Annotated in this window: 30 protein-coding genes; 21 read left to right on the plus strand and 9 right to left on the minus strand. The window is 68.6% G+C overall.

The window, feature by feature from the left end:
* Positions 1-4: 4 nt before the first annotated feature.
* From thrC to CBR61_RS07595, 9 genes are all read left to right on the plus strand, one after another.
* On the plus strand, positions 5-1,423 hold the full coding sequence (gene thrC, locus CBR61_RS07555) for a threonine synthase (protein ID WP_088913811.1): 1,419 nt from the start codon (positions 5-7) through the stop codon (positions 1,421-1,423).
* A complete protein-coding gene (locus CBR61_RS07560) occupies positions 1,423-2,310 on the plus strand; it encodes a class I SAM-dependent methyltransferase (RefSeq protein WP_088913812.1) in 888 nt (295 codons plus the stop codon). Before thrC ends, CBR61_RS07560 begins: the two co-directional genes overlap by 1 nt.
* The gene (locus CBR61_RS07565) at positions 2,307-2,801 is read left to right on the plus strand and encodes a hypothetical protein (RefSeq protein ID WP_088913813.1); all 495 of its coding nucleotides are present in this window, start codon (positions 2,307-2,309) and stop codon (positions 2,799-2,801) included. Before CBR61_RS07560 ends, CBR61_RS07565 begins: the two co-directional genes overlap by 4 nt.
* Complete coding sequence (locus CBR61_RS07570; protein WP_088913814.1) at positions 2,798-3,184, plus strand: dihydroneopterin aldolase; 387 nt, start codon at positions 2,798-2,800, stop codon at positions 3,182-3,184. The genes CBR61_RS07565 and CBR61_RS07570 overlap by 4 nt, the downstream gene beginning before the upstream one ends.
* A 4-nt stretch (positions 3,185-3,188) precedes the next feature.
* Positions 3,189-3,506 carry a Rossmann fold domain-containing protein gene (locus CBR61_RS07575; RefSeq protein WP_088913815.1) on the plus strand — a complete coding sequence of 106 codons (318 nt, stop codon included), beginning with the start codon at positions 3,189-3,191 and terminating at the stop codon, positions 3,504-3,506.
* Positions 3,499-4,563: a GTP 3',8-cyclase MoaA gene (gene moaA / locus CBR61_RS07580; RefSeq protein WP_088913816.1), complete on the plus strand. Its 1,065-nt coding sequence runs from the start codon at positions 3,499-3,501 to the stop codon at positions 4,561-4,563. The genes CBR61_RS07575 and moaA overlap by 8 nt, the downstream gene beginning before the upstream one ends.
* Positions 4,564-4,572: 9 nt before the next feature.
* Positions 4,573-4,809 (plus strand): MoaD/ThiS family protein, encoded by a 237-nt coding sequence (locus CBR61_RS07585; RefSeq protein ID WP_233996908.1) that lies wholly within the window; start codon positions 4,573-4,575, stop codon positions 4,807-4,809.
* Positions 4,809-5,255, plus strand: a complete 447-nt coding sequence (locus CBR61_RS07590) for a molybdenum cofactor biosynthesis protein MoaE (RefSeq protein ID WP_088915518.1) — start codon at positions 4,809-4,811, stop codon at positions 5,253-5,255. Before CBR61_RS07585 ends, CBR61_RS07590 begins: the two co-directional genes overlap by 1 nt.
* A gap of 68 nt (positions 5,256-5,323) precedes the next feature.
* Positions 5,324-5,761: a hypothetical protein gene (locus CBR61_RS07595; protein ID WP_088913818.1), complete on the plus strand. Its 438-nt coding sequence runs from the start codon at positions 5,324-5,326 to the stop codon at positions 5,759-5,761.
* 271 nt (positions 5,762-6,032) lie between these two features.
* Here CBR61_RS07595 and CBR61_RS07600 read toward each other — a convergent pair whose 3' ends face one another.
* Together CBR61_RS07600 and CBR61_RS07605 are read right to left on the minus strand one after the other, a co-directional pair.
* Positions 6,033-6,722, minus strand: coding sequence for a Crp/Fnr family transcriptional regulator (locus CBR61_RS07600; protein WP_088913819.1), 690 nt, complete (start codon positions 6,720-6,722; stop codon positions 6,033-6,035).
* The gene (locus tag CBR61_RS07605; RefSeq protein WP_088913820.1) at positions 6,719-7,219 is read right to left on the minus strand and encodes a hypothetical protein; all 501 of its coding nucleotides are present in this window, start codon (positions 7,217-7,219) and stop codon (positions 6,719-6,721) included. Before CBR61_RS07605 ends, CBR61_RS07600 begins: the two co-directional genes overlap by 4 nt.
* Before the next feature lie 237 nt (positions 7,220-7,456).
* Here CBR61_RS07605 and rplU point away from each other — a divergent pair, with 237 nt between their 5' ends.
* The 4 genes from rplU (at position 7,457) to CBR61_RS07625 (ending at position 9,545) form a co-directional block, all read left to right on the plus strand.
* A complete protein-coding gene (gene rplU, locus CBR61_RS07610; RefSeq protein ID WP_088913821.1) occupies positions 7,457-7,843 on the plus strand; it encodes a 50S ribosomal protein L21 in 387 nt (128 codons plus the stop codon).
* Positions 7,844-7,857: 14 nt separating this feature from the next.
* A complete protein-coding gene (gene rpmA / locus CBR61_RS07615) occupies positions 7,858-8,127 on the plus strand; it encodes a 50S ribosomal protein L27 (RefSeq protein ID WP_088913822.1) in 270 nt (89 codons plus the stop codon).
* 233 nt (positions 8,128-8,360) lie between these two features.
* A complete protein-coding gene (locus CBR61_RS07620; protein WP_233996910.1) occupies positions 8,361-8,894 on the plus strand; it encodes a GNAT family N-acetyltransferase in 534 nt (177 codons plus the stop codon).
* A gap of 54 nt (positions 8,895-8,948) precedes the next feature.
* Positions 8,949-9,545 (plus strand): TetR/AcrR family transcriptional regulator, encoded by a 597-nt coding sequence (locus CBR61_RS07625; protein ID WP_088913824.1) that lies wholly within the window; start codon positions 8,949-8,951, stop codon positions 9,543-9,545.
* On the opposite strand, the gene CBR61_RS07630 is transcribed toward CBR61_RS07625, so the two are convergent.
* Positions 9,542-10,273: a YgfZ/GcvT domain-containing protein gene (locus CBR61_RS07630; RefSeq protein ID WP_088915519.1), complete on the minus strand. Its 732-nt coding sequence runs from the start codon at positions 10,271-10,273 to the stop codon at positions 9,542-9,544. The genes CBR61_RS07625 and CBR61_RS07630 overlap by 4 nt on opposite strands.
* Positions 10,274-10,417: 144 nt before the next feature.
* Here CBR61_RS07630 and pyrC point away from each other — a divergent pair, with 144 nt between their 5' ends.
* Entirely contained in the window at positions 10,418-11,461 is a 1,044-nt protein-coding gene (gene pyrC / locus CBR61_RS07635) for a dihydroorotase (protein ID WP_088913825.1), read from the plus strand.
* A 79-nt stretch (positions 11,462-11,540) separates the two neighbouring features.
* Here the strand turns inward: pyrC and rarD are convergent, their stop codons facing one another.
* Positions 11,541-12,449 carry an EamA family transporter RarD gene (gene rarD / locus CBR61_RS07640; RefSeq protein ID WP_088913826.1) on the minus strand — a complete coding sequence of 303 codons (909 nt, stop codon included), beginning with the start codon at positions 12,447-12,449 and terminating at the stop codon, positions 11,541-11,543.
* A 265-nt stretch (positions 12,450-12,714) separates the two neighbouring features.
* Here rarD and CBR61_RS07645 point away from each other — a divergent pair, with 265 nt between their 5' ends.
* Positions 12,715-13,419 (plus strand): hypothetical protein, encoded by a 705-nt coding sequence (locus tag CBR61_RS07645; RefSeq protein ID WP_157696530.1) that lies wholly within the window; start codon positions 12,715-12,717, stop codon positions 13,417-13,419.
* On the opposite strand, the gene astD is transcribed toward CBR61_RS07645, so the two are convergent.
* Positions 13,416-14,828 (minus strand): succinylglutamate-semialdehyde dehydrogenase, encoded by a 1,413-nt coding sequence (gene astD / locus CBR61_RS07650; RefSeq protein ID WP_233996911.1) that lies wholly within the window; start codon positions 14,826-14,828, stop codon positions 13,416-13,418. The two genes, CBR61_RS07645 and astD, sit on opposite strands and share 4 nt — an antisense overlap.
* Before the next feature lie 85 nt (positions 14,829-14,913).
* Positions 14,914-16,326 (minus strand): protein adenylyltransferase SelO family protein, encoded by a 1,413-nt coding sequence (locus tag CBR61_RS07655; RefSeq protein ID WP_088913829.1) that lies wholly within the window; start codon positions 16,324-16,326, stop codon positions 14,914-14,916.
* A 75-nt stretch (positions 16,327-16,401) separates the two neighbouring features.
* On the opposite strand from CBR61_RS07655, the gene CBR61_RS07660 reads away from it, so the two are divergent.
* The 5 genes from CBR61_RS07660 to CBR61_RS07680 all read left to right on the plus strand — a co-directional run bounded on the left by CBR61_RS07660 (position 16,402) and on the right by CBR61_RS07680 (position 22,268).
* A complete protein-coding gene (locus CBR61_RS07660; protein ID WP_088913830.1) occupies positions 16,402-17,268 on the plus strand; it encodes an alpha/beta fold hydrolase in 867 nt (288 codons plus the stop codon).
* Positions 17,265-18,404, plus strand: a complete 1,140-nt coding sequence (locus CBR61_RS07665) for a glycosyltransferase (protein ID WP_233996913.1) — start codon at positions 17,265-17,267, stop codon at positions 18,402-18,404. Before CBR61_RS07660 ends, CBR61_RS07665 begins: the two co-directional genes overlap by 4 nt.
* A 153-nt stretch (positions 18,405-18,557) precedes the next feature.
* On the plus strand, positions 18,558-19,343 hold the full coding sequence (locus CBR61_RS07670; protein ID WP_088913831.1) for a tetratricopeptide repeat protein: 786 nt from the start codon (positions 18,558-18,560) through the stop codon (positions 19,341-19,343).
* Between the two features lie 23 nt (positions 19,344-19,366).
* The gene (locus CBR61_RS07675) at positions 19,367-20,716 is read left to right on the plus strand and encodes a PQQ-binding-like beta-propeller repeat protein (protein ID WP_088913832.1); all 1,350 of its coding nucleotides are present in this window, start codon (positions 19,367-19,369) and stop codon (positions 20,714-20,716) included.
* A 139-nt stretch (positions 20,717-20,855) separates the two neighbouring features.
* Positions 20,856-22,268, plus strand: coding sequence for a methyltransferase family protein (locus tag CBR61_RS07680; protein ID WP_088913833.1), 1,413 nt, complete (start codon positions 20,856-20,858; stop codon positions 22,266-22,268).
* Positions 22,269-22,270: 2 nt separating this feature from the next.
* Here CBR61_RS07680 and CBR61_RS07685 read toward each other — a convergent pair whose 3' ends face one another.
* The 3 genes from CBR61_RS07685 to CBR61_RS07695 form a co-directional block, all read right to left on the minus strand.
* Entirely contained in the window at positions 22,271-22,573 is a 303-nt protein-coding gene (locus CBR61_RS07685) for a putative quinol monooxygenase (RefSeq protein ID WP_088913834.1), read from the minus strand.
* A gap of 15 nt (positions 22,574-22,588) precedes the next feature.
* A complete protein-coding gene (locus CBR61_RS07690; RefSeq protein ID WP_088913835.1) occupies positions 22,589-23,959 on the minus strand; it encodes a glutamate--cysteine ligase in 1,371 nt (456 codons plus the stop codon).
* A 119-nt stretch (positions 23,960-24,078) separates the two neighbouring features.
* Complete coding sequence (locus CBR61_RS07695; protein WP_088913836.1) at positions 24,079-24,837, minus strand: 16S rRNA (uracil(1498)-N(3))-methyltransferase; 759 nt, start codon at positions 24,835-24,837, stop codon at positions 24,079-24,081.
* A gap of 96 nt (positions 24,838-24,933) precedes the next feature.
* Here CBR61_RS07695 and CBR61_RS07700 point away from each other — a divergent pair, with 96 nt between their 5' ends.
* Positions 24,934-25,344: a hypothetical protein gene (locus CBR61_RS07700; RefSeq protein ID WP_199797461.1), complete on the plus strand. Its 411-nt coding sequence runs from the start codon at positions 24,934-24,936 to the stop codon at positions 25,342-25,344.
* The last annotated feature ends 17 nt before the right edge of the window (positions 25,345-25,361 follow it).

Raw genomic sequence — 25,361 nt, forward strand, 5'->3', positions numbered from 1 at the left:
CCCCATGCAGTACGTATCGACCAGGGGAAGCGCACCGGCGCTCGATTTCGAAGGGGTGACGCTGGCTGGGCTCGCCAGCGACGGGGGGCTCTATGTCCCGTCAGAATGGCCGCGTTTCACCGAGGACGAGATCCGCGCCCTGCGCGGACGCGCCTACTGGGAAGTCGCGGTCGCGGTAATGCGCCCGTTCATCGGCGATGCCCTGACCGAGGCCGAGCTCACCGCGATCTGTCGGGATGTCTATGGCGGCCAGTTCGCCCATGCCGCAGTGACCCCGCTGGTGCAGCTCGACGAGCAGCATTGGCTGCTCGAGCTGTTCCACGGGCCGACGCTGGCGTTCAAGGACATCGCGCTGCAGCTGCTCGGGCGGCTGTTCGAAACCTTCCTCGAACGTCGTGACCAGCGCCTCACCATCGTCGGGGCGACCAGCGGCGACACCGGCTCGGCCGCGATCCATGCCGTCGCGGGGCGCAAGCGGACCGAGATCTTCATGCTCCACCCCAAGGGGCGGGTGAGCGAGGTGCAGCGCCGCCAGATGACCACGGTGCGCGCGCCCAACGTCCACAACCTCGCCATCGAAGGAAGCTTCGATGACGCGCAGGCCCACGTGAAGCGGATGTTCACCGATCCGGACGTGGCGAACGTGCTCAACCTCGGCGCGGTCAACTCGATCAACTGGGCGCGGCTGATGGCGCAGGTGGTCTATTACTTCGCCTCCGCGCTCCAGCTTGGCGCGCCCGACCGGACGGTGGCCTATTCCGTCCCCACCGGCAATTTCGGCGATGTCTTTGCCGGCTATGTCGCCGCCAAGATGGGCCTCCCGATCGAGGTGCTGGTGGTCGCCACCAACGTCAACGACATCCTGCGCCGCGCGATCAACGAAGGGGACTATTCGGCCGGCGGCGTGACGCCCACGATCACGCCTTCGATGGACATCCAGGTCAGCTCCAATTTCGAGCGGCTGCTGTTCGATGCGGGCGGGCGCGACGGGGCGGCGCTGGCGGAACAGATGCGCGGCTTCGAGGCGTCGAAGGCGATGCGGCTCACAAATGCCCAGAGCACCGGCATCAAGGAGCTCTTCACCGCCTTCCGCGCGGACCAGATCGAGACAGCGCGGGCGATGCAATGGGCCTGGCAGGCCAGCGGGCAGATCATCGATCCGCACACGGCAGTAGGCCTGTCGGCGGCGCGCGATGCGGTGAAGGGCGGTTCGATCGATCCGCGCGTGCCCGTCGTCACCCTGGCGACCGCCCATCCGGCCAAGTTCCCCGACGCGGTCGAGCGCGCCATCGGCATGCGCCCGGCGCTCCCGGCGCGGGTCGGCGACCTGTTCGGACGGGCGGAGAGCTTCACCGAACTGGCCGGCGATTACGCCGCCGCCCGCGATCACGTGCTGGCCCACGCCGCCGGCGCGCAGGCGTGATGGCACGCCTCGTCCAGCAACCGCTGGTGATGGAGTGCGCTGGGTGGGATTCCTACCGCCTCCTCGACAGCGGCGCAGGGCGCAAGTGGGAGAGCTTCGGCCCCCATTCCTTCATCCGCCCCGAACCCCAGGCCCTTTGGCAGCCGCGCCGCGACAACTGGCAGGCCGCGGGCGAGTTCATTCCCGGCTCCGACGAGGATGGCGGCGGACGCTGGCAGTTCACCGGTCGCCTGCCCGACGAGGGCTGGGAGCTTTCGTGGAACGAGGTCCGCTTCACCGCCCGCCCCACGCCCTTCCGCCACCTGCAGTTCTTCCCCGACATGGCCCCGGTGTGGGACTGGATGCGCGCGCAGCTCGATGGGATGGACGCGGCCGAGACGATGAACCTCTTCGGCTACACCGGCCTCGGCACGCTGGCGCTGTCGCGGCACGGCAAGGTCACCCATGTCGATGCCTCCAAGAAATCCGTCGCCCAGGCGCGCGAGAACGCCGCACTCTCGGGCATGGAGGCGCGCCCGATCCGCTGGCTGACCGACGATGCCGCCAAGTTCACCGCGCGCGAGGTGCGGCGCGGGCGGCGCTATGACGGGATCATCCTCGATCCCCCCAAGTTCGGCCGTGGGCCGGAGGGCGAAGTATGGCGGCTGGAGGAACACCTCCCCGGCCTCATCACCGATTGCGCGCGCCTGCTCGACGGGGACAGCCGCTTCCTGTTCCTCACCGTCTATGCCGTGCGGATGAGCAGCCTCGCCATCGCGGGTCTGCTCGAGGAGGCGCTCGGCCATCTCCCCGGCGTGATCGAGCACGGCGATCTGGCCGTGCGCGAGGACGGGGAAGGCGGGCGGCTGCTGCCGACCGCAATCTTCGCCAGATGGAGCAATCCATGAGGTTCGACAACAAGACCGATTCCCAGATCGAAAGCTGGGCAAGCAATTTCGAGAAGGCCGGGAGGACTGACCATCCCGACTACGCTGCCATAGTGGCCGAGCGAGCTAGGCGCCGGCAGGTCAAGCAAAAGCTAAGCTTCGAGCTGTCGCTTGAGCACCTGAAAGTGCGTGCAATCGAGGGCAAGTTTACGACCTATGGCGATTTGGCGGCCGCCAGCGGGGTCGAATGGAGTCATGCTCGGCATCAAATGAACGGTCCCAAAGGGCATCTCGATACCCTGCTCGATGTATGTCGCACGCAGGGCCTGCCGCTGCTGACGGCGATCTGCGTGAATCGCGAGAATCTTGGAACCGGCACGCTAGGTGAAGATGCTCTTTCGGGTTTTGCCGACGGTGCTAGGCGTCTCGGAATCACAGTGGGGGATGAAGAAGAGTTTCACGCCCGATGCGTGGAGGAATGCTTCAATTGGGGCAGAAAACAGAGAACATGACCGACTCGCTTACCCTTGAGGTCAACGATCTCGTAGTCGATGTCCTGACCGGCATCTATTCCGAGGAGACCGGCAAGCCCCAGCCGCTGCGCATTTCGGTCGCGGCGCGCTATGCGGTGGCGGATCGCTACGAGCCCGACACCCCGCTCGATGCGTCGAAGAACTACATGGACCTGAAGTTCGCCGCCTCCGAAGGCCTGCCCGCGGGCGTGCACTTCAAGCTGATCGAGGCGGTCGCGGACCACATCTGCGAGACCTTGTTCGTGCAGGATGCGAAGGTGCAGGCGGTGACGGTCAAGATCGTCAAGCTCGCCATCGCCGAGGCGGACGAGCAGATCGGCATCACCCTCCACCGCGAACGGCGGCCGGAACACGGGGGCTGAGCGGATGCAGCGGCAGCTCGAGGTCGGCCTGCTGCCCGAAGGCGCGCTCGATGCCGCGGGGGCCTTCATGGCCTTCCACCTCGAAGCCGCCCGCGCCCTGCTGGCCGATCCGGAAACCGCCGCGCTCGCCATCGTGCTGCCGCCCGCCGGGCCCGACCACCGCGACTGGCGCCTCGCGCTTGCCCGCGATCTGGCGCGCGAGGCGGCGCCCAGGCGGGTCAATGTCGTTGCCGGCCGCGAGGGCGGGGCGCTCGCAGAGACGCTGCGATTTTTGGCAAATGCGCCGGGGGTGACAGGCCAGTATCTCGTGTGCGATGAATGACGCCGTGCCGCTCTCTTCGCCCCGCAAGCCCGATCTGATCCTGCTCCCCGAGCTGGGCACGGCGCGGCCGCTGGTGGACGCCTTCCGCCGCCGCATCACCTATCTGCGGCTTTCGGTCACCGACCGCTGCGATCTCAGGTGCTCCTATTGCATGCCCGAGCGCATGACCTTCCTGCCCAAGAAGGACGTGCTGAGCCTCGAAGAGCTCTACGAACTCGCCACCGGCTTCATCGCCCGCGGGGTCACCAAGATCCGCATCACCGGCGGCGAGCCGCTGGTGCGGCGCGACATTGTCGATCTGTTTACGGCGTTGGGCCGCCGGTTGGGGCATGATCTGGAAGAGCTGACGCTCACCACCAACGGCACGCAGCTCGCGGCCCATGCCGAGGCGCTGGCGAAGGCGGGGGTGCGGCGCGTGAACGTCTCGCTCGACACGCTCGACCGCGCGAAGTTCGCCGAGCTCACCCGCCGCGACAGCCTGCCGCAGGTGCTCGAAGGCATCGCCGCGGCCAAGGCGGCGGGGCTCAAGGTCAAGCTCAACGCCGTGGCGCTCAAGGGCGTGAACGAGGACGAGCTTCCCGATCTCATCGCCTGGGGTCACGGGCAGGGCCATGACGTGACCCTGATCGAGGTGATGCCATTGGGCGACGTCGAGGAGGAGCGGCTCGACCAGTATCTCCCGCTCGACGCCGTGCGCGAGAGCCTCGCGCGGCGCTGGACCCTGACGGAGAGCGCGCACCGCACCGGCGGGCCCTCGCGCTATGTCGACATTGCCGAGACCGGCGGCAGGCTGGGCTTCATCACGCCGCACACGGGCAATTTCTGCGAGGGCTGCAACCGCCTGCGGGTGACCGCCACGGGGCAGCTTTACCCCTGCCTCGGCGGAGGCGAGCGGGTCGATCTGCGCGCGGCGCTGCGCTCCGATGCGCCCGAGGCGAACCTTTCCGCCGCGCTCGACGAGGCGCTACGGATCAAGCCCGAGAAGCACCACTTCCGCATGGACCAGCGCGGCGCGGCCCCGGCGCTGGCGCGGCACATGTCGATGACGGGGGGCTAGGGGCCGGTGGTGACGGTGGTGTTCCTCGGCAAGCTTGCCGACCTTGCGGGCGCGCCTTCGCTGGCGCTCGCGGCGCCGCTCGATTGGGCGGGGCTGAAGGCGGCGCTTCCCGGACCGCTGGCCGAGGCGGCGGACGATCCGAGGAACCGCGTGGCGCTGAACGGCGCGCTGCTCGCGGACAAGGGCGCACTGCGGGCCGGCGAGGGCGACGAGATCGCCCTGCTCCCGCCGGTGTCGGGGGGATGATGCGCGATATCCGCCTGTTGCCGCAGATGTTCATCCCCGGCACGCTGATCGGGCCCTTCACCAATGCCAACCCCGGCCTCGGGGGCGTGTGCACCTTCGTGGGGGAAGTGCGCTTCGATGACGGGGTCGAGGCGCTCGAGCTCACCCATTACGAGCCCCTGACCCTGCCCGGGATGCATGACCTGGCGGATCGCGCCTTCGACCGATTCACCCTGATGGGCCTCTTGATGGTCCACCGCGTCGGGTTGATGCGCCCGGGCGAGCCGATCGTCTGCGTCTCGGCCGCCGCGCTCCACCGCCGCGACGCGATCGACGCGGTCGATTTCTGCATGGACCACCTCAAGAGCGCCGCGTGGTTCTGGAAGCGCGAGAAGCGCGCGGGCCAATGGCACTGGATCGAGCCGCGCGAACAGGATCACAGGGATCTTGCGCGCTGGCAGACGTGATTTGACCGCGATCAAAGCAGGCGCGCCCCCGCACCGGTAATTCTCCTTCCAACATCAGGAGGATCACCATGAGCCACATCGTCCACGATCTCATCGCCCGCGGCGACGCGCGCGTCGTCGAGCTGCCCGAAGCGGCACCCGTCCGCCACCAGGTCGATGTCGACCGCAATTTCGGCCTGCCCACCGCGCTCTACGGGGCGACCGTGGCCGGCTATCTCGGTTTTCTGGTGATCGTCGGCAGCGCCTTCGCCAACCCCGTCCTCGCGATCCCGATGGCGATCTTCGTGCTGTTCATCATCGCGGGCTTCGGCATTCCGGCGATCTGGACGCGGCTGGCAGGCAATGCCAGCGCGCCGCAGACCTTCGGCGAGTTCGAGACGCGCGGGATCATGACCAACACCGGGCGCCTCGCGCCGCGCGACGCCGCCATCCAGGTGCTGATCCTGCCGGTGCTTCTGGTGATCTGGGGCCTTGCGGTGGCGGTGATCGCCGCCGTGGTGGCCTGAAAGGCTCTCCCCTAGGGGCGGCGGCTCCTCTCCCCCCGCTGCCGCCCCAACTTTTCCTGAATTCAACGCGCCCGTCCCGTCTCTCCATCCGGCCCGCCAAGTGTACCGTCAGGGTATGGCTGCCGGGTGGGGAGTCGGGGTGGGCGGTTTGTTTCGGATGAGAACCACCTTCGTTCGCCCTGAGCTTGTCGAAGGGCTGCTCTTCTTTCGAGACGAGGTCTGAAGAAAAGGACAGTGCTTCGACAAGCTCAGCACGAACGGAACTGGGCTCTCAACGTCCCGAAATCTCGTGCAGCAGTTCCGGATTGCGCAGCGCGATGCCGCGCTTGCCCTCGCGCTTGATCGCGCCCATGTCCTCCAGCTCGCCGAGCTTTCGGCTCACGGTCTCGATGGTGAGGCCGAGCATGTTGGCGATCTCGCCGCGGGTCAGCGGCAGTTCGAAGAACTTGGCGAGATGGCACGAACTCTCGCTCGCGGCCGCCGCGAAATCGTGGAGCAGGGCGGCAAGCCGCGCCTCGGCGCTGGCATGGCCGGTCAGCTCGAGGAGGTTGCGGGTCGCCAGCAGGTCCGCCTGACTGCGGCGCAGCAGCGCGCGGGCAAGCGCAGGGTAATCCTCGATCGCCCGCTCGATGTCGCGCCGCGCGAAGGTGCACAACCGGCTTTCGGTCAGTGCCACCACGTCGTGATGCGCGAAAGGCGCGAACAGCTCGCCGATGAAGCCTGCGGGGTGGACGAGGGCGAGGATCTGCTCGTTCCCATCCTGGTCAATCGCCGAGACCTTGAGCGCGCCTGTCAGCAGCGTCGCGCAGGCGGCCTCCTCGTCGCCCGCGGCGAACAGCATCTCGCCGCGCTTCAACACGCGGGTGCGCCCCGCGGCGGCCATGGCGTCGCGTTCCTCAGGGGTGAGCACCGCGCAGGCGGCGGTTTCCTTGACCGGGCAGGTGCTGCACGCGAGGTTCATGATCCCATCGTCTCCCACAAACGCGCAATGCCCGCATCCTCGCGGGCAAGGCTCGCCGCCACTTCGCTCTGAAGCGCGACGAGCGCCGGGTCCGGGCCGAGCGCGGCGGCGGCCTCTGCGGCGAGCGCGTCGAGCGCGGCGAGCGTCCCGGCGGTCCGCCCGCGCTGCGCATCGAGATCGGCGAGCGCGACCAGCGCGGAGGCCCGTGCCCGGCTCTCGAACGGCTGCCCGGAGGCGGCGCGTGCGAGTCGCGCGGCATCGTCTTCCCGTGCGAGGAAGGCCGCGTGCGAGGCTGCGGCGGCTTCGCGCAGCTCGGCGAGGCGGGCGGGCGGGGTGACGGGGCGAATCGGCGCGGGCGCGGCGGGTGTCGCGGGCGCGGGGCCGCTCTCGAACGGGCGCATCGCCAGCGACGGATAGTCGCCGTCGCCCCCCGCGCAGGCGGCAAGGCCCGCAGCAAGCGCAGCCAGAGCAACGGATTTTGTCAGTCGTGAACGCATAAAGATCCCGTGTCTTGTTAGCATGACACTCGATGCTGGCAAAGCGTGCTTACGGAAACAGGGGTGCGACTTTTTGACGGCGCGGGCGCGGCTGGGGCGTTGACTTGGGCCCGCCTTTCCCCTAACGGCACGCATCCTTTACGGGGCTGCACTTGCGCAAGCCCCGCATTGCTGGTCGGTTCCTGTGGGCGTCACCACCTGTTCCGGTCACCGCGTAAGACAAGAGAGTTTAGAGCCATGTTCGCTGTAGTGCGCACGGGCGGCAAGCAATATCGGGTTGCCGCCGGAGACAAGATTGCCGTTGAAAAGCTCGCAGGCGAAGCCGGCGACACGATCACGCTGGGCGATGTCCTGCTGGCCGGTGAAGGCGATACCCTCGCCGATGCCAAGTCGGTGACCGTCTCGGCCGAGATCATCGCCCAGGCCAAGAGCGAGAAGGTGGTCGTCTTCAAGAAGCGCCGCCGTCACAACTATCGCCGCAAGAACGGCCACCGCCAGCAGATGACCCTGCTGCGCATCACCGCCGTGGGCGCTGGCGAAGCCGCCAAGCCGGCCAAGAAGGCCGCCGCCAAGAAGACCAAGACCGAAGCCCCGGCCGCCGAAGCGGCCGCGTCGGCCGAATAAGGAGCGACTGAGCCATGGCACACAAGAAAGCAGGCGGTTCGTCGCGCAACGGTCGTGATTCGGCCGGTCGTCGTCTCGGCGTGAAGAAGTTCGGCGGTCAGGAAGTGATCGGCGGCAACATTATCATCCGTCAGCGCGGGACCAAGGTGTACCCGGGCGTCAACGTGGGCATGGGCAAGGACCATACCCTCTACGCGCTCGAAGCCGGTGTGGTCCGATTCCACGCGGGCAAGCTCGGCCGCAAATACGTCTCCGTGGACGCCATGGCCGAAGCCGCAGAATAAGCGGACGATTCGATAAAGGGGTCGTCCGAAAGGACGGTCCCGGTCGGTGAAAGACCGACCAGACGAGGGAGACAGGACCGTCCTCAGCCGAGGGGGTCTGTCTCCCTTTTTCGCGTTCTCCCTCGAAAAGCTGCGGAATCATAATGTTTCGCGGCCTTAAAATTGTCATGCGGTCGCCCTAGAGGCGCCGCGGGGCGAGGAAGGGAGTTCTCGTGTTCCATCGCAGTCAAAGATTGCTGCTCCGGCCGATCTGGCCCGAGGACTGGCAGGCGCTGTTCGCAGGGATTGCGGACGAGGGCGTGGTGCGCAACCTGGCGCGCGCGCCGTGGCCCTATCGCGAGGCCGACGCGCGCGAATTCGCAGCGATGCCCGCCGATCCGCTCCATCCGCGTTTCCTGATCACCCGCGCCGCCGATGCCGCAGCGATCGGCTGCATCGGCATCGGCCAGCCGGGCGATGCCGGCAGCAGCCATCCCGGCGAGTGCGAGCTCGGCTACTGGATCGCCCGCGAGCACTGGGGGCAGGGCTATGCGACCGAGGCCGGCGCAGCGGTGCTCGAGATCGCCGCGACGCTCGGCCACGAGGTCCTCACCGCCGCACACTTCCTCGACAATCCGGCCTCGGGGCGGGTGCTGCGCAAGCTCGGCTTCGAGCCCACGGGCCGGGTCGAGCCGCGCTGGTCGTGCGGGCGCGGGGCCGAGGTCGATGCGGTGCAGTACCGCCGCCTGCTGGGGCAGGAGGCGATCGCAAGCCAGCGCGCCGCCTGAACCGGGGGCGGGCGGCTTGTCCGTGCCTGCATAATCCCCTAGTGCCGCAGCCCTATGGTCGCCAGAAAAAGACTGACTCCGGAAGAATCGCGCAGCACCGCGCTCGAGGCCGCGCGTGCGCTGCTGATCGAGACGGGGCCGCAGTCGGTGACCCTGAAGGCGGTCTCGGCGCGTATCGGGCGCACCCATGCGAACCTGCTGCACCACTTCGGTTCGGCCTCGGGGTTGCAGAAGGCGCTCGCCGAGCATCTCGCCCGCACGGTGTGCGAGACCATCCGCGAGGCCGTCCATGCCAGCCGCGCCGGGCTCGGCCACCCGCGCGAGGTGGTCGATCTGGCCTTCGACGCCTTCGACCGCGAAGGGGCGGGGGCGCTGACGAGCTGGATGCTGCTGACCGGCAACGAGGATGCGCTCGACCCGATCATCGGCACGATCCACGACCTGCTCGACGAGCTCGCCCCGGGCGAGCCGCCGGAGCATATCGCCGACCGCCGGATGCACCGAGAGACGCTGAGCCTGGTTCTACTGGCGCTTGGCGACGCGCTGATCGGCGATGCCTTGGCCAAGTCGCTCGGCCTGCCGCGCGATGCCGCGCGCGAGCGGGCGACGGCGATGCTCGAGACGAGCTTCGCCGAGCATCAGCCGGGCTAGCCCTCGGGCGCCGCCACCCCTGCACCCTGCCATGCGGGCAGCGTGGCGGGATCGAGGCCTTCCACCCTCAGGTGATCGACCGCAAGGCCGAGATCGGGATGGGCCGCCGTGCGCCGCGCCTCGTCCGAGGCGGCGAGCGGCACCACCACCAGCCGGCGGTTGACCTTCTGGCGCCAGTTCATCCGCGCGGTGTTCTCCTGCCCGACATAGCAGCCCTTGGTGAAGCTCACGCCGTTGAGTTCGACGGCATTGGTTTCGAGCCAGAGGATGTCGCCCATCTCGGCCCGCCCCTCGGGCACGCCGAGGGCGAGGCGGTGCGCCAGCCATTCGGCATCGGCGCTCCCGCCTTCGGCAGCGGCGAGCCAGCGGTGGCCAAGCTCCGGCAGGCGCGGATCGGCGACGGCCCCCTCCTGCGGCTCCGGGCTCCAGTGCACCGCGAGGCTCTCGTCGCGCGCGATGGCGATCTTGCGGCGCAGGCGGTACATCGACAGGCGCTTGACCAGCTCGTCGGCATGGGCGGCCTCGCAATCGAGTAGCAGCCCTGCCGCATCGCGCCACACGAGGAAGTCGAACAGGTGCTTGCCCTGCGCGCTCAGCAGCGCGGCATAGCAGGGCAGCGGGCCCATGACGTCGTTGGTGACGAGGCCCTGGAGGAAGGCCGCGACGTCCTCGCCCTCGTCGAGGGGCGAGAGGCGGACGAGCGCGCGGGAGGAGAGGTGCGTTGCCATGCGGTTGAAGTAGGTTGCGCGGCCACCCGCATCAATCACCGTTCGCCCTGAGCTTGTCGAAGGGCTGCATTTTCTTCTATTGGCCCGCCAACCCGCAAGCAGGACAGGGCTTCGACAAGCTCAGCCCGAACGGAGTCTTTGTCGATGTCATCCCCCGACCGCATCACCATCCGCCGCCCCGACGACTGGCACCTGCATTTCCGCGACAACGCGATCATGCGCGAGGTGGTGCCCTACACCGCGCGCCAGTTCGCCCGGGCGATCGTGATGCCCAACCTCACCCCGCCGGTGACGACGACCGAGTTGGGCGCGGCCTATCGCGAGCGCATCCTCGCCGCGGTGCCCGAGGGCGTGCGCTTCACGCCGCTGATGACCTGCTACCTCACCGACAACACCGACGCAGACGATCTCGCGCGCGGCGCGGCCGAGGGGGTGTTCACTGCCGCCAAGATGTATCCCGCCAACGCCACCACCAATTCGGCTGCGGGGGTGACGAATGTCGAGAAGCTCTATCCCGTGCTCGCGCGGATGGAGGCCGAGGACATCGTGCTGTGCATCCACGGCGAGGTCACCGATCACTCGGTCGACGTGTTCGACCGGGAAAAGGAATTCATCGAGAGGCACTTGCGCGGCATTGTTGCGGCCTTTCCGAAACTCAGGATCGTGTTCGAGCACATCACCACCTCGGACGCGGTGGACTTCGTGACCGCCGCCGGGCCGCAGGTCGCCGCGACCATCACCCCGCAGCACCTCCACATCAATCGCAACGCCATGCTGGTGGGCGGGATCCAGCCGCACAACTACTGCCTCCCCGTCGCCAAGCGCGAGACGCACCGGCTGGCCTTGCGGGCGGCCGCGACGAGCGGGAATCCCAAGTTCTTCCTCGGCACCGACTCCGCGCCGCACCTCAGGAAGGACAAGGAAAGCGCCTGCGGCTGCGCGGGGATTTTCGGGGCGCCCTATGCTCTCGAGAGCTACGTCACCGTCTTCGACGAGGAGGGCGCGCTCGACCGGTTCGAAGGCTTCGCCTCGCTCCACGGCCCGGCCTTCTACAAGCTCCCCGTCAACGAGGAGAGCGTGACGCTCGAACGCGCCGAGGTGGCGGTGCCGCCGGTGCTGCACGTGACAGGCGAGGAGATCGTCCCCTGGCACGGTGGGCAGACGATCGGGTGGAAATTCCTGGGCTGACCTGAGCCCGTTCGCCTCGAGCGTGGTCGAGAGGCTGTGGCAAGTGTCTCGACTTCGCTCGACACGAACGGATCGTTGGTCAGCCCGCCCGCCGCCTCGCCCACAGGTCCCACACGAACACGCCCACGGCCACCCAGATCAGCACGAAGCTCGCCAGCTTGGCGGGCGCGAGGGGCTGCTTGAACACGGTCAGGCCGAGGATGAAGACGATGGTCGGCGCAAGGTACTGGATGAAGCCGAGCGTCGAGTAATCCATCCGCCGCGCGGCGATCGCGAACATCAGCAGGGGGACGGCGGTGACGACGCCGGAGAAGACGATCAGCGCGCTCATCGCCGCATCCTGCCCGAAGGCGGAGCCTTGCGGTCCGGCCGCATACCACGCGACCACCGCGCCTGCGACCGGCAGCAGGATCGCGCTCTCGATCGTGAGACCGGGTAGCGAGCCGACGGCAACCTGTTTCCTTACAAGGCCATAGAGCGCAAAGCTCAGGGCAAGACTGAGGCTGATCCACAGGCTCGTGACCGCGCCCGCCGCCAGCAGCGCCACGGCGACCGAGGCGATTGCCACCGCCACCCACTGCCGGCGCGACAGGCGCTCGCCGAGGAACAGCGTGCCCAGCAGCACGTTGAGCAGCGGGTTTAGGTAATAGCCGAGGCTCGTCGCATAGACCTCGCCCGCCATGATCGCCCAGACGTAGATGAACCAGTTCCCGCCGATCAGCACGCTGCTCGCCAGCAGGGCGAGCAGGCTCTTCGGGGACTTGAGTGCCGCAAGGAGCTCGGGAAACTGGCGGCGCACCGCGACGATGGCGAGGCACAGCGGCAAGGTCCAGATGATCCGCCAGCCGACGAATTCGAAGGCGGGGACGCTCCGGACCAGCATCAGGTAGAGCGGCAGGAAGCCCCAGATCAGATAGGCCCCGATCGCGGGCGCGAGGCCCGAGGCAGGCGGCGTGGCGACGGCAGGGGCGGGCGCAGGGGTGCTCATGATCGCGCGGCGTTAGGGGGACCGGGCGCGGGGCGCAAGAAGAGCGATCACTGAACGGCGGCTGTCGAACCTGCTGCCGATTCGTTCAGTTTCGAACCATTATAGATGAACGAAATCGACTTGCGGTCCTTCCCACCAGGGGCCGCCAGCGCGCCGGGCTTTGGGGCCGGTGCGGAAAGCGCCTCCGGTGTCGCAGGATGCCGGAGGCGTTTTCATGCGCGCGGGTGAAGGGCCGGTTAACCATCGCCGTGGCATGGGGGCTATCATGCGCCCTGTCCTGATCCTTCCGGCCGTCTTGATGCTCGCCGCCTGCTCCTCCGGCGAGGGCGAGGCCGCGCGCGATGCGGCGCTGATCGACCGCGACCCGGTGATCGCCCGCGCGCTCAATGATCCGCTGATGAGCGATCCCGATCTCGCCGCCCGCAACGAGGCCAATGCCGCCATCGGCTTTGCCGACTCGACCGCCCTGCCGGTGCTGCCCGCGAGCAGCGCCGATGCCCAAGCCGCGCGCGAAGCGCTGCGGCTCGAACTGCTCGAGAGCGGACCGATCCCCGATCTGCCGCTGGCGCAGGAGAGCGGGGGCAAGGCGCTCGGCCCGATGTCGGGCGCGGCCGATCTGCTAGCGGCGGTCGGCGCACCTGGGCCTTGCGCCGCGGGGCTGACGGAGGATTTCGCGCTCGCGGCCAGCCTGCCGCCTGCCGCCGCCCTTCCGCCGCGCGGCATGGTGCAGCAGGCCGGAGGCTCGGACGGCCCGGGGTGCCGCCTGCGCATCGTCCGATACCTCACCGCCGCGCCGCGCGAGGACGTGCTGCAATATCACCACGCCCGGGCCCTGCGCGCCGGGCTGACCTCTCAGCGCCAGGGGGATGCGATCGCGGCGAGCGGCAAGGGTGCGGAAAAGCTCGTCGCCCATGTCCGCGCCGCGCCCCACGCCTTGACCGGCGTGACGCTGGTCTACCGCGCGAACTAGGGCCTGAGGCCGACGTTGATCGTCGCGCGCGGCTGGTCCATCTCGGTGCTGGCGACCGGATAGGCGCAGTAATCGGCGGCGTAATAGGCCGCCGGGCGATGGTTCCCCGACAACCCGATCCCGCCGAATGGCGCCTTGGACGAGGCGCCGTTGGTCGGCGAATTCCAGTTGATGATCCCGGCGCGGATATTCGCCCAGAAGCGCCCGTAATCGTCGGGCGAGCCGCCGATCAGCGAGGCCGAGAGGCCGAAGCGGGTGTTGTTCGCCTCGGTGATCCCCGCGTCCAGATCGGGCACCCGGATCACCTGCAAAAGCGGCCCGAACAGCTCGATGTCGGGGCGTTCGGGCACGTCGGTGACGTCGATGATCCCGGGGCTGAGGAAGGGCAGATCGGGCACCGCGCGGCGCATGTTGAGCAGCGCCCGGCCCCCGGCTGTGATGAGCGCGACGAAGCTTTCCATCAGCCGCTCGGCGGTCTCGTTGTCGATCACCGGCCCCATGAAGGGCTGCGGCTCGCCCAGCGGATCGCCGACCATCAGCTTCCGTGCGAGCGGCACGAGTTCAGCCATCAGCGGATCGTAGACACTGTCCTTGACGATCAGCCGCCGCGCCGCGGTGCAACGCTGGCCGGCGGTGGCAAAGGCGCTCTGGACGATGATCGCGGCGGCATCGGCGAGCTTGGGCGTGTCGGTCACGACGATGGGATTGTTGCCCCCCATTTCCAGCGCGACGATCTTGCCCGGATTGGCGGCGAGCTTGCGGTTGATGGCGATCCCCGCCTGCGCCGAGCCGGTGAACAGCACCCCGTCGATCCCCGGATGGGCGACCAGCGCCTTGCCTTCGTCCGGCCCGCCGATCACCAGCTGGATCACGTCCTCCGGAACGCCCGCGCGGTGGAAGGCGGCGACCAGCGCCTCGCCCACGGCGGGTGTCTTTTCAGAGGGCTTGAACAGCACCGCATTGCCCGCGATCAGGGCGGGGACGATGTGGCCGTTGGGCAGGTGCGCGGGGAAATTGTAGGGGCCTAGCACCGCCATCACCCCGTGGGGCTTGTGGCGCAGCGCCGCGCTGGCACCCACGCCCGCGTCGAGCTTCTTCTTGCCGGTCCGCTCGGCATAGGCGCCGACCGAGATGTCGACCTTGTTCACCACCGCGTCGACTTCGTTGCGGGCTTCCCACAGGGGCTTTCCCGCCTCGCGCGCGATCAGGTCGGCGAACATGTCGGCGTCGCGGCGCACGGTGTTGGCGAAGGCGCGAAGGATCTCGATCCGGTCTGTCAGCGCGCGCGCGGCCCAGGGCGCCCAGGCGCGGCGCGCGGCCGAGACCGCGGCATCGACATCGGACACCGCGCCGCGCCACAGCTCCTCGCCGCTCGCGGGTTCGTAGGAGATGAGAATGTTCTCGCTCACGCTCGCGCTATATGCCCGTTGTGCCCTGCTCCCGTGTGTCTGGGGCACTATCGCGGTTGTCTCTGAAAAGATAGGGGGAAGCCCGCTACGCATGACCCGCAGGAACGGGGGGTGCCCCGTGGGCCTCGCCCATGCGCCGGAGGCTTTCGACCTTGGCGCGGAGCGGGCCCCAGTCGTCGCCTTCGGCGATGGCGGCCCAGATCGCCTCGACCTCCTCGATCAGCATGGATTGCGGGGCGGGGTCCGACCAGTAGGGGTGATCGGAGGCCACCGGGGCATAGGACGCCAGCACCTCGCCGAGCGCCCCGGCGGCATCGCCGCGCCCGCCGCGGTGGGCGAAGAAGAAGGCATCGGGCTGGAGCGCGCCCTCGCGCATCGCCTGCTCGCAGGCGGCGACGAGCTGCGTGTCGGCCTCCACCCCCTGCGATTGCACCCCCAGCCGCCAGCACCAGCGCCGCGCCACCGCCGCCATGTAGAGCGGCCCGAAGCGTTCGAGCGCGGCGACCAGCGGCGCGGTCTCGGCGTGGAGGCGCAGCGCGACGGCGAGCTGCCCGCAGTTCCAGTGCAGCGCCTCAGGCTGGCGGCCGAAGGCATAGAGGCCGGCGTGGTCGAAATAGGCGGCGGTGAAGCCCGGGTCCCACGCGGGCAGCCAGCGCCACGGGCCGTAGTCGAAGCTTTCGCCGGTGATGTTCATGTTGTCGGTGTTGAGCACCCCGTGGACGAAGCCTGCCACCATGTAGCTCGCGGCGAGATCGGCCATGCGCTCGACCACGGCGTGCATCAGCCGGATCGCGGGTTCGTCGCGGCCCGGCGCGTCCTCGGGCGGGGGCGGGCCGGGGAAGTGGGCGAGGCAGTAGTCGATCAACTGCTCCATCTCGTCCGCCGCCTCGAGCGCCAGCAGCCGCTGGAAGGTGCCGATGCGGATGTGCGAGTGGCTGAGGCGCACCAGCACCGCCGATCGGGTGGGCGATGGCTCGTCACCCCGCCACAGGCTCTCGCCGGTCTCGATCACGCTGAATGTCTTCGAGGTGTTGACGCCCAGCGCCTCGAGCATCTCGGTCGCGAGGATCTCGCGCACGGCGCCCTTCAGGGTCAGGCGGCCATCGCCCGAGCGGCTCCACGGGGTCTGGCCCGAACCCTTGGTGCCGAGGTCCATCAACCGCCCGCCTGCATCGCGCATCTGGGCATAGAGGAACCCGCGCCCGTCGCCGATTTCCGGGTTGTACACGCGGAACTGGTGCCCGTGATACCTGAGGGCGAGGGGGTGGGGCAGGTTGTCCGGCAGGGGCGCAAACCGCCCGAAATGCGCAGCCCACTGCGTATCCGGCAGTTCCGCCAGCCCCACGCCCGCCGCCGCGCGGTCGTTGCGGAAGCGGATGCGGGTCTCGGGGAAGTCGGCGGGTGCGACCATGTCCCCCAGCCAGCCCGCCAATGCGAGGATCGCGGGATCGGCGTGATAGGTCGGGGGCAAATCGGGGTGTTGCACAGCATCGCTCATCCCGCGATAGTGGGCGCAAGCTGGGCCGGGCGCAAGGCGCGCCGCCCGCAGCATCACGGGGAACGACCAGGGCTCATGGCCGCGACTTACGAAGACCGCTTCTGGACCAGCAGCGACGGGCTCGATCTGCATTACCGCAACTATCCCGGCCCCGACGGCGGGGAGCGGCTGCCGGTGCTGTGCATGCACGGCCTCACCCGCAATTCGCGCGACTTCGCCAGCCTCGCCGAGGTGCTGGCCACGACCCGCCGGGTGATCGTGCCCGAGATGCGCGGTCGGGGCATGAGCGACTATGCGCCGGATTCGGACACCTATTCGCCCGTCACCTATGTCCAGGATGTGGAAAAGCTGCTCGCCGAGCAGGGGATCACCCGCTTCGTGGCGGTGGGTACCTCGATGGGCGGGCTGATGACCATGCTGATGGCCGCGGGCGCGCCCGGGCGAATGGCGGCGGTGGTGATGAACGACATCGGCCCGGTGGTCGAGGCCGAGGGGCTGTCGCGCATCTCGGGCTATGTCGGGCAGGGGGGCAGCTTCCCGACCTGGGTCCACGCCGCGCGGGGCCTTGCCGAGGCGCATGGGGCGGCCTTCCCCGACTACACGCTCGACCAGTGGCTCGAGATGGCCAAGCGCACGATGGTGGTGAGCCAGAACGGGCGGATCGTGTTCGATTACGACATGGCCATCGCCGAGCCTTTCGGGAAGCCCGGCAATGCCGCGCCGCCCAACCTGTGGCTCGCCTTCGAGGCGCTGGCGGGGGTCCCAATGCTGCTGGTGCGGGGCGAATTGTCCGATCTCATCACCCCCGACACGGTCAAGCAGATGGGCATGCGCAACCCCAAGATGCGCACCATCACCGTCCCGCGCGTGGGCCACGCCCCGACGCTCGACGAGTCCGAGGTGCGGGAGGCGATCCTCGAACTGCTGGACGGGGTGGAGTGAACCAGGCCCCGGGGGTGCGCCCCCGCGTCCTGCACCTGCATTCGACCTTCAGCGCCGGGGGCAAGGAGGTGCGCTGCGCCCGGCTGATGAACGCCTGGGGGCCGCGCCTCGATCACACCGTCGTCTCCGCCGAGCCGCAGGCAATGGCGGCCGCCGCGCTGATCGGGCCGGGCGTGCCGGTCGCCTATCCGCAGGACTTCCCCCCGCTCACCGGCAAGCCGACCCCGTGGCGGCTGGCGGGAATCGCGCGGGCGATGCGGGGCTACGACCTCGTGTGCACCTACAACTGGGGCGCGATGGACGCGGTGATGGCGCACCGCCTGTTCGCGCCCGCCTATCGCCTGCCGCCGCTGGTCCACCACGAGGACGGCTTCAACGAGGACGAGGCCGAGCGGCTCGACCCGAAACGCAACCTCTACCGCCGCGCTGCGTTGGGGCGGGCGGCGACGCTGGTGGTGCCTTCGACCGCGCTCGAGACCATCGCCCGCAAGGTCTGGCGCCAGCCCGAAGCCCGCGTCCGGCGCATCCCGAACGGCATCGACACCGCCGCCTTCGTCGCCGCGCCCGATCCCGTCGCGCTGCCGATCCGCAAGTGCGAGGGGGAATTCTGGGTCGGCACGCTCGCCGGCCTGCGCCCGGTCAAGCGGCTGCCCGATCTGGTCGCCGCCTTCGAAAACCTCCCCGCCAACTGGCACCTCGTGATCTGCGGCGAGGGGCCGGAGCGCGGGGCGATCCTCGCCGAGGCCGAGGCGCTGGGCATCGCTGCGCGCGTTCACCTGCCCGGAAACGTCGACCCCGCCAAAGCGGTCGGCCTGTTCGACATCTTCGCGCTCTCCTCGGCCTCCGAGCAGTTCCCGCTGTCGGTGGTCGAGGCGATGGCGGCGGGGCTGCCGGTCGCCGCGCCCGACGTGGGAGACATCCGCCACATCCTCGCGCCCGAAAACGCCGCCTTGCTGACCTCGCCGGGCGACCCCCGCGCGCTCGGTGAAAGCCTCGTCGCCCTCGGCGCCGATCCGGCGCGGCGCGCTGCTCTTGGCGCGGCCAACGCCGCGCGCGCCCGTGCCCTGTTCGACATCGCCGCCATGCGCGCCGCCTACGAGGCGGTCTATGCCGGGGCGATGGGGCGGGGCTTCTGATACCTGCCAACCTGCGCAGATCGCTTCATCCCCCGTTCAATTGCCCCGGGCCATTTGGCCGGTGCCATTGCACGAGAGGCGTCACCTGCCTAAAGAGCGCGCTGCCCGTCACCACATGGCGGCGCACGACCAACCGAGGAACACCAAGGCCCCATGGCGCGCACTCCGACCACCATCCCAGAAGGCTCCACGCCCTCGCGCGAGGACGAAGTCCTGATCCGCGAGATCGACGAGGCGGTGCGCGAGGATGCCGTGCTCACCTTCCTGCGCGATCACGGGCTGAAGGTGCTGGGCGTGATCGGCCTCGGCATCGCGGGTCTCGGCGGCTATCTCGTCTGGGATCACTATGCGGAACAGGATCTGGAGCGGCAGTCCGAGGCGCTGATCTCCTCGCTCGACTATGCCGAACAGCGCGATTTCAAGACCGCATCGGAAAAGGTCGCGGGCCTGCTCGGCGAGGACACCTCGCCCGGCGCGCGCGCCTCGGCGCGGTTCATGCAGGCCGGCGCGGCGCTCGAGGCGGGTGACAATGCCAAGGCGAGCACGCTCTACAAGGCGATCGCAACCGATGAAGAGGCGCCGCCGGTGCTGCGCGATCTGGCGCGCATCCGCGAGATCAGCATCAATTTCGACCGGATGAAGCCGTCCGACGTGATCGCCCAGCTCGGCGATCTCGCCAAGCCCGGCAATCCCTTCTTCGGCAGCGCCGGCGAACTGGTGGCGATGGCCCATCTCGAGGGCGGCAACCGCGCCGAGGCGGGCCGCATCTTCGCCGCCATCGCCAAGGACGAGGAACAGCCGGAAACCCTGCGCAGCCGCGCCCGCCAGATGGCCGGGCTGATGGGCGTCGACGCGGTGGTGGACGTGGAGAAACTGCTCAAGGATCAGGGGGTCGCGCAAGCGGGCGGGGAAGACGGCAGCACCGCCGCGCCCCGATAGGACGAGGATTGGACGCTACTTCGATGATGAACACGAAACTTGCCCGCGCCGCGCTGCTCGCGGGCCTGATGACCGCGGGGCTGACCGGCTGCAAGGGCGGCCTGTTCGGCGGGGGTGACGATGACGATGTCACGCCCACCGTCGGCAACCGCGTGCCGATCCTCTCGCGGATCGAGAGCGGGGCCGAGGTCGATCCCGCGCTCGCCTCGATCTCTGTGGTGCTGCCCCCGCAGCGCGCCAACACCGAATGGGCGCAGGTCGGCGGGGCGGCGGGCAAGTCCTACGGTCACCTCGCGCTGGCCGACAATCCCGCGAAGGTCTGGACCGCGCGGGTCGCCGGTTCGAGCAACCGCATGCGCCTTGCCGCCGCACCGGTGGTGGGGGGCAACAAGCTCTTCGCGGAAGGCACCGACGGCGTGATCGTCGCCTTCGACAAGAACACCGGCGCGCGCCTGTGGACCCGCGGCGATGACGAGATGACCAAGGACCAGGCCCCCTCGGCCTTCGGCGGCGGGGTCAGCTACGAGGCGGGCAAGCTCTACGCCACCAACGGTGTGGGCGAGGTCAAGGCGGTGAACGCCGACACCGGCGAGGTGCTGTGGAAGGTCAAGCCGGCAGGTCCCCTGCGCGGTTCGCCCACCATCGCCTTCGGCCAGCTGTTCGTGATGACGCAGGACAACCAGCTGATCTCGCTGAACATCAACGATGGCTCGCTGGTCTGGGACGAGAGCGGATCGAACACCCAGTCGGGCGTGTTCGGCGTCGCCGCACCCGCCGCCGGGCAGGGCACGATCGTCGCGGGCTATTCGAGCGGCGAGCTCACCGCCTACCGCTACGAGAACGGCCGCGTGCTGTGGTCGGACGCGCTGGCGCGCACCAACATCTCGACCACCGTGGGCTCGATCACCGACATCGACGCCGACCCGATCATCGATTCGGGCCGCGTCTATGCGCTCGGGCAGGGCGGGCGCATGGCGGCCTATGAACTGGTCACCGGCCAGCGCATCTGGGAACTGAACCTCGCCGGCATCTCCACCCCCGCGATCGCGGGCGAGTGGATCTTCACCCTGACCGACGATGCGCGCCTGCTCGCCATCGCCCGGTCGAGCGGTCGGGTGCGCTGGATCACCCAGCTCCAGGCCTACAAGGACGTGGAAGACAAGAAGGGCCCGATCTTCTGGACCGGCCCGGTGCTCGCCGGCGGCAACCTGTGGGTGGCAAGCTCGCGCGGCGAGGTGTGGAAGGTGAGCGCGGGCGAAGGCTCGGCGAGCCTCTTCGCCGATGTCGGCCAGCCGGTCAGCCTGCCGCCGGTTGTGGCCGACGGCTACCTCTACCTGCTGGACGACAGCGGCACGATCCACGCCTGGAAGTAGGCCCAACCGGCTGCACCGTGCCGTTGCGCGGCCGTCGGCAGGTCGTGTGCGGGTCGTCGCCGCGTCGTTGCATCCGCATCGCCCGCGCGAGCCGGCCTTTGCCGAGCTGTTAACCAGTCTGCTGTAGGAGTGTGCGGCGATGAATCCGCCGCATTCCTCCGCCCCGACCGCGCGCCCCGCGCTGCCGCCCAGCGACGTCTCGACCGGCGTCGGGCTGGTCGGGCTGCTCGGGCTGTTCGCGTGGATCCTGTTCTGCCGCAACTATCCGGTGATTGCCGGGGTGCTCGGCCTCGGTGGTGGATTCTCGGGGGAACGGGGCGTCCTTTCAGGACCTTATGCCTCGCTTGCAGCGATGATCTTCACCGCCTTGCCGATGGCGGCGTGGTCGGTGCTGGTCGACAAGGTCCACCTGCGCCCCTCGACCGGCATCGACTGGAACCTGAAGCGTCCCCTGCCCGAAGTGATGCCGGTGGCGGTGATCAAGCTCGTCGGCCTGTGGGCGACCTGGGCGCTGCTCGCGGCCTTTTACGTTCTGGGGCGGTGGTACTGGACGGGCAGTTACCTGTTCGCGATGGAGGTCCTGTCGATCGCCATCCTGCCGCTGGTAATCCTTTCTGTTCCTTACGTAATCTGGCTCGATCGCCATCTGGTCGAGCCGCGCGACGGGTGCTTCCACTTCGGCGCCTTCGTCGCCGGCGGCGGGATCGTGGGTCGCGAGCAATGGGACGGCGCGGCGATCGCCAAGCACTGGCGCGCCTGGGCGATCAAGGGCTTTTTCGGGGCCTTCATGATCTCGATCCTGCCCCCCGGCTTTGCCCAGGTGGTCGAGGCTGACCCGGCGCAACTGATTGGCAATCCTGTGGAATTCGTGATGCTGCTGGTGACGCTGCTGTTCGTCATCGACGTGCAGATCGGAACCGTGGGCTACCTTCTGACCCTGCGCCCGCTCGATTCGCACATCCGCTCGGGCAACCCGCTGCTGGCTGGCTGGCTCGCCGCGCTGCTGTGCTATCCGCCCTTCGTCTGGGGGATCATCGGGCCCGACAACCAGATCCTGAGCTACGAATTCGCCACCCCCGGCTGGGCGCACTGGCTGGGCGGCCACACGGCGCTGCTGTGGGCCTGGGGCGGATTTCTGCTTTTCCTGACAGGCGTTTATGCATGGGCGACGGTGGTGTTCGGGATCCGCTTCTCGAACCTCACCTATCGCGGTGTGCTGACCCACGGGCCCTACCGCTTCACCCGCCACCCGGCTTACCTCTCGAAGAACCTGTTCTGGTGGGCGAGCGTCCTGCCCTTCCTCGTCAACGGCGGTTCGCTGCTGGAGGCCTTGCGCAACTGCGTCTTCCTGCTGGCGGTCAACGCCATCTATTACTGGCGCGCCCGCACCGAGGAGGCGCACCTGCTCGCCGAGGACCCCAAATACCGGGAATATCACGCGTGGATGGAGCGCCACGGGCTGATCACCGCCCCGCTCGCGCGGCTGAAGGCGCGCCTCACCGGGGGCGCCGCTGACAGGGCGGGCGAGGCCGAAGCCTTCCCCGCCGAGTAGGATCACATCACCGGCGCGCCTTCGTCGGCGTGGAACTTGAGCGCCTCGATCACCGTGAAATCGAGCCCCGCAATGGCCGCGCCGAAGGCCGCCATGTGGGGCGTGGCGAAGTGCGCGGCGAGGGCCGCCTCGTCCTTCCACTTCTCGACGATGTGGAGCACACCCGGCTGGAGCACGTCCTGCGTGAAGGCATAGGCGATGCAGCCTTCCTCGGCGTTGGAGGCTGCGACCATGTCGGCAATCGCCGCCTTCGCCGCCTCCATCGCGCCCTCACCGACTTGCGCTTTCGCTAGCACGATCAGCATCTTCTTTCCCCCTCCTCAGAACGATTGTTCGTAGACGCGGGTGATGTCCCCGTTCCATTCCCCGTGATAGGCATCGAGCAGGCGCTGGGCCGGGACCTTGCCGCTCGCGACGATCTCGTCGAGCGTGTCGAGATAGCCGGTCTCGTTGTCGCCCGCCGCATTGAGCCGCGCGCGGGCCTTCAGACCGGCATGCGCGATCTTCAGGACCTCGCGCCCCAGATCCTGCAAGGTGCCGCCGCTCGGCGACCTGGTGGCAAGCGCAAGGCGTGGCACTTCGTTGCGCAAGCGCTCGCGCTCCTCCATCGACCAGCCCTTGACCAGATCCCACGCCGCATCGAGCGCACCCTGGTCATAGAGCAGCCCGACCCAGAAGGCGGGCAGGGCGCAGATCCGACTCCACGGGCCGCCGTCCGCACCGCGCATTTCGAGGAAGCTCTTGAGCCGCACCTCGGGGAAGGCGGTCGAGAGATGGTCCCACCAGTCGCTCTGGGTGGGACGCTCGCCGGGGAGGACGGAGAGCTTGCCCTCGAGGAAGTCGCGGAAGGAAAGGCCCGCCGCGTCGATGTACTTGCCGTCGCGGAAGACGAAATACATCGGCACGTCGAGCATGTATTCGGCCCAGCGTTCGTAGCCGAAACCGTCCTCGAAGACGAAGGGCAGCATCCCGGTGCGCGCCGGATCGGTGTCCGACCAGATGTGCGAGCGGTAGGACAGGAAGCCGTTGGGCTTGCCTTCGGTAAAGGGCGAATTGGCGAAGAGCGCCGTCGCCAGCGGTTGCAGCGCGAGACTGGTGCGGAACTTCTTCACCATGTCGGCTTCGCTCGAATAATCGAGGTTCACCTGGATCGTGCAGGTGCGCAGCATCATGTCGAGGCCCATGGAGCCGACGCGCGGCATGTGGCGCAGCATGATGTCGTAGCGGCCCTTGGGCATGATGGGCAGCTCTTCGCGGGTCTTGTCGGGCCACATCCCGAGGCCGAGATAGCCCACGCCGCACTTTTCGCCGACTTCCTTGACCTGCGCCAGGTGCCTTCCCGTCTCCGCACAGGTCTGGTGCAGGTTCTCGAGCGGCGCGCCCGACAGCTCGAGCTGGCCCGCCGGTTCGAGGCTCACCGCCCCGTCATCCCCCTTCAGTGCGATGACGTTGCCGCCCTCCTCGACAGGGGACCAGCCGAAGGGTTCGAGACCTTTCAGCAGATCGCGGATGCCGCAGGGCTCGTCATAGGAGGGCGCGCGAAAATCCTTGCGCTTGTAGACCAGCTTCTCGTGCTCGGTGCCGATCCGCCAGCGCTCGGGCGGCTTCTCCCCCCCGATCATCGGCGCAACCAGCTGGTCGAAGCCTTCGATCACCGGATCGTCGGCAGTGGAAGCTTCGCGTGTGCTCATCGCTCGTTAGGCCCTCTCTGGCCGGTTGCTTTAGAAAACGGGTTTGCCGGTGGGAAGCCGAATTCGCCTTTGGCGCCGTGAAGCCGAAATGTCTTGCCGGAATGTGACGGGGCGGGGGCCTACCAGTCGCCCGCGGTGCCCATCCACAGCGAGAGCGCGGCGATGCCCGCGGTCTCACCGCGCAGAATTCGCGGACCAAGGGTGATGGCGCGCGCCGCAGGATGGGCGCGCACGCGCTCGCGCTCCGCATCGTCGAAGCCGCCTTCCGGGCCAGTGAGGATCGCTGCGGGGCCGGAATGGGCCGCGAAGGCCGCCGCCGCGGGCGCGCCGCCGTTCTCGTCGGCGAAGAACAGCGCGCGGCCCTCCGGCCAATCGGCGAGCAGCGCGTCGAGCTTCACCGGTTCGGCGAGCGCGGGGAGCGCCGTGCGAGCGCATTGCTCGGCCGCCTCGGTGGTGATCGCGCGGGCGCGCTCCATGTTGAGCCTGTCCGCGACGCAGCGGCGCGTGAGGACCGGCTGGAGACGGGCGATGCCGAGTTCGGTCGCTTTCTCGAGAATTAGGTCGAAGCGGTCCTTCTTGAGCAGCGCCGCGCACAGCCACAGGTCGGGCACGGCCTCGCGCCCGCGCAAGCGCTCGGTGATGGTCACATCGACCCGGTGCTTGCCGACATCGCCGATGCGCGCGGCCCATTCACCGGTGACATCGTCGCACAGGATCACCGTGTCGCCCTCGCGCATCCGCATCACCTTGCCGAGGTAATGGGCCTGTGGACCATCGAGCGCGAGGCTGCGGCTTTCCTCGAGAGTGTCCGTGACGAACAGGCGCGGGGCGCTTCGGGGCGGCCAAGCGGGTGTGCGGGGGAGGGGCGTGTGGGTCATGCGATCTGCTGATTTCTGTAGGTCGGCATATTCTCCGCGTCTACAATTCCGGCAGCCCGCGAGTCGTCGCGGTCGCTTATGAGGGGGATAATCGGGATGAAAAGCAAGTTCCTGTTGCCGCTGGCCTGCGCGGCGCTCGCGGGCGCCGTTGTCGTCGCACCGGCCGTCGCGCAGACCGTGTCGCGCATCACCTTCGCCAAGGGCAACGACAACGCCTCGGTCAAGGGCACGATCAAGGGCAAGGCCTATCGCGACTACAAGCTGGGCGTGGGCAACGGCCAGACCATGGCGGTGTCGCTGACCGGCAGCAGCTCGGTCAACTTCAACATCCTGCCGCCCGGCAGCAAGGGCGAGGCGGTCTACAACAGCTCGGTCGAGGGCAATGACGCGACCGGGATCAAGACGGTGAAGGGCGATTACACCATCCGCGTCTACCTGATGGGGGCCGCCGAAACCTCGGGCAAGGCCTATCCCTATCAGCTGAGCGTGGCGGTAGTGAATTTCTGATCCGTCTGGTCTAGTGG

This window comes from Porphyrobacter sp. CACIAM 03H1, from assembly GCF_002215495.1.
Taxonomy (GTDB): domain Bacteria; phylum Pseudomonadota; class Alphaproteobacteria; order Sphingomonadales; family Sphingomonadaceae; genus Erythrobacter.

What these genes read in the sequence shown, in the direction of transcription:
- thrC (WP_088913811.1), top strand. Translation starts at nt 5, where the DNA reads ATGCAGTACGTATCGACCAGGGGAAGCGCACCGGCGCTCGATTTCGAA.
- CBR61_RS07560 (WP_088913812.1), top strand. Translation starts at nt 1,423, where the DNA reads ATGGCACGCCTCGTCCAGCAACCGCTGGTGATGGAGTGCGCTGGGTGG.
- CBR61_RS07565 (WP_088913813.1), top strand. Translation starts at nt 2,307, where the DNA reads ATGAGGTTCGACAACAAGACCGATTCCCAGATCGAAAGCTGGGCAAGC.
- CBR61_RS07570 (WP_088913814.1), top strand. Translation starts at nt 2,798, where the DNA reads ATGACCGACTCGCTTACCCTTGAGGTCAACGATCTCGTAGTCGATGTC.
- CBR61_RS07575 (WP_088913815.1), top strand. Translation starts at nt 3,189, where the DNA reads ATGCAGCGGCAGCTCGAGGTCGGCCTGCTGCCCGAAGGCGCGCTCGAT.
- moaA (WP_088913816.1), top strand. Translation starts at nt 3,499, where the DNA reads ATGAATGACGCCGTGCCGCTCTCTTCGCCCCGCAAGCCCGATCTGATC.
- CBR61_RS07590 (WP_088915518.1), top strand. Translation starts at nt 4,809, where the DNA reads ATGCGCGATATCCGCCTGTTGCCGCAGATGTTCATCCCCGGCACGCTG.
- CBR61_RS07595 (WP_088913818.1), top strand. Translation starts at nt 5,324, where the DNA reads ATGAGCCACATCGTCCACGATCTCATCGCCCGCGGCGACGCGCGCGTC.
- CBR61_RS07600 (WP_088913819.1), bottom strand. Translation starts at nt 6,722, where the DNA reads ATGAACCTCGCGTGCAGCACCTGCCCGGTCAAGGAAACCGCCGCCTGC.
- CBR61_RS07605 (WP_088913820.1), bottom strand. Translation starts at nt 7,219, where the DNA reads ATGCGTTCACGACTGACAAAATCCGTTGCTCTGGCTGCGCTTGCTGCG.
- rplU (WP_088913821.1), top strand. Translation starts at nt 7,457, where the DNA reads ATGTTCGCTGTAGTGCGCACGGGCGGCAAGCAATATCGGGTTGCCGCC.
- rpmA (WP_088913822.1), top strand. Translation starts at nt 7,858, where the DNA reads ATGGCACACAAGAAAGCAGGCGGTTCGTCGCGCAACGGTCGTGATTCG.
- CBR61_RS07625 (WP_088913824.1), top strand. Translation starts at nt 8,949, where the DNA reads ATGGTCGCCAGAAAAAGACTGACTCCGGAAGAATCGCGCAGCACCGCG.
- CBR61_RS07630 (WP_088915519.1), bottom strand. Translation starts at nt 10,273, where the DNA reads ATGGCAACGCACCTCTCCTCCCGCGCGCTCGTCCGCCTCTCGCCCCTC.
- pyrC (WP_088913825.1), top strand. Translation starts at nt 10,418, where the DNA reads ATGTCATCCCCCGACCGCATCACCATCCGCCGCCCCGACGACTGGCAC.
- rarD (WP_088913826.1), bottom strand. Translation starts at nt 12,449, where the DNA reads ATGAGCACCCCTGCGCCCGCCCCTGCCGTCGCCACGCCGCCTGCCTCG.
- CBR61_RS07645 (WP_157696530.1), top strand. Translation starts at nt 12,715, where the DNA reads ATGCGCCCTGTCCTGATCCTTCCGGCCGTCTTGATGCTCGCCGCCTGC.
- CBR61_RS07655 (WP_088913829.1), bottom strand. Translation starts at nt 16,326, where the DNA reads ATGAGCGATGCTGTGCAACACCCCGATTTGCCCCCGACCTATCACGCC.
- CBR61_RS07660 (WP_088913830.1), top strand. Translation starts at nt 16,402, where the DNA reads ATGGCCGCGACTTACGAAGACCGCTTCTGGACCAGCAGCGACGGGCTC.
- CBR61_RS07670 (WP_088913831.1), top strand. Translation starts at nt 18,558, where the DNA reads ATGGCGCGCACTCCGACCACCATCCCAGAAGGCTCCACGCCCTCGCGC.
- CBR61_RS07675 (WP_088913832.1), top strand. Translation starts at nt 19,367, where the DNA reads ATGATGAACACGAAACTTGCCCGCGCCGCGCTGCTCGCGGGCCTGATG.
- CBR61_RS07680 (WP_088913833.1), top strand. Translation starts at nt 20,856, where the DNA reads ATGAATCCGCCGCATTCCTCCGCCCCGACCGCGCGCCCCGCGCTGCCG.
- CBR61_RS07685 (WP_088913834.1), bottom strand. Translation starts at nt 22,573, where the DNA reads ATGCTGATCGTGCTAGCGAAAGCGCAAGTCGGTGAGGGCGCGATGGAG.
- CBR61_RS07690 (WP_088913835.1), bottom strand. Translation starts at nt 23,959, where the DNA reads ATGAGCACACGCGAAGCTTCCACTGCCGACGATCCGGTGATCGAAGGC.
- CBR61_RS07695 (WP_088913836.1), bottom strand. Translation starts at nt 24,837, where the DNA reads ATGACCCACACGCCCCTCCCCCGCACACCCGCTTGGCCGCCCCGAAGC.
- CBR61_RS07700 (WP_199797461.1), top strand. Translation starts at nt 24,934, where the DNA reads ATGAAAAGCAAGTTCCTGTTGCCGCTGGCCTGCGCGGCGCTCGCGGGC.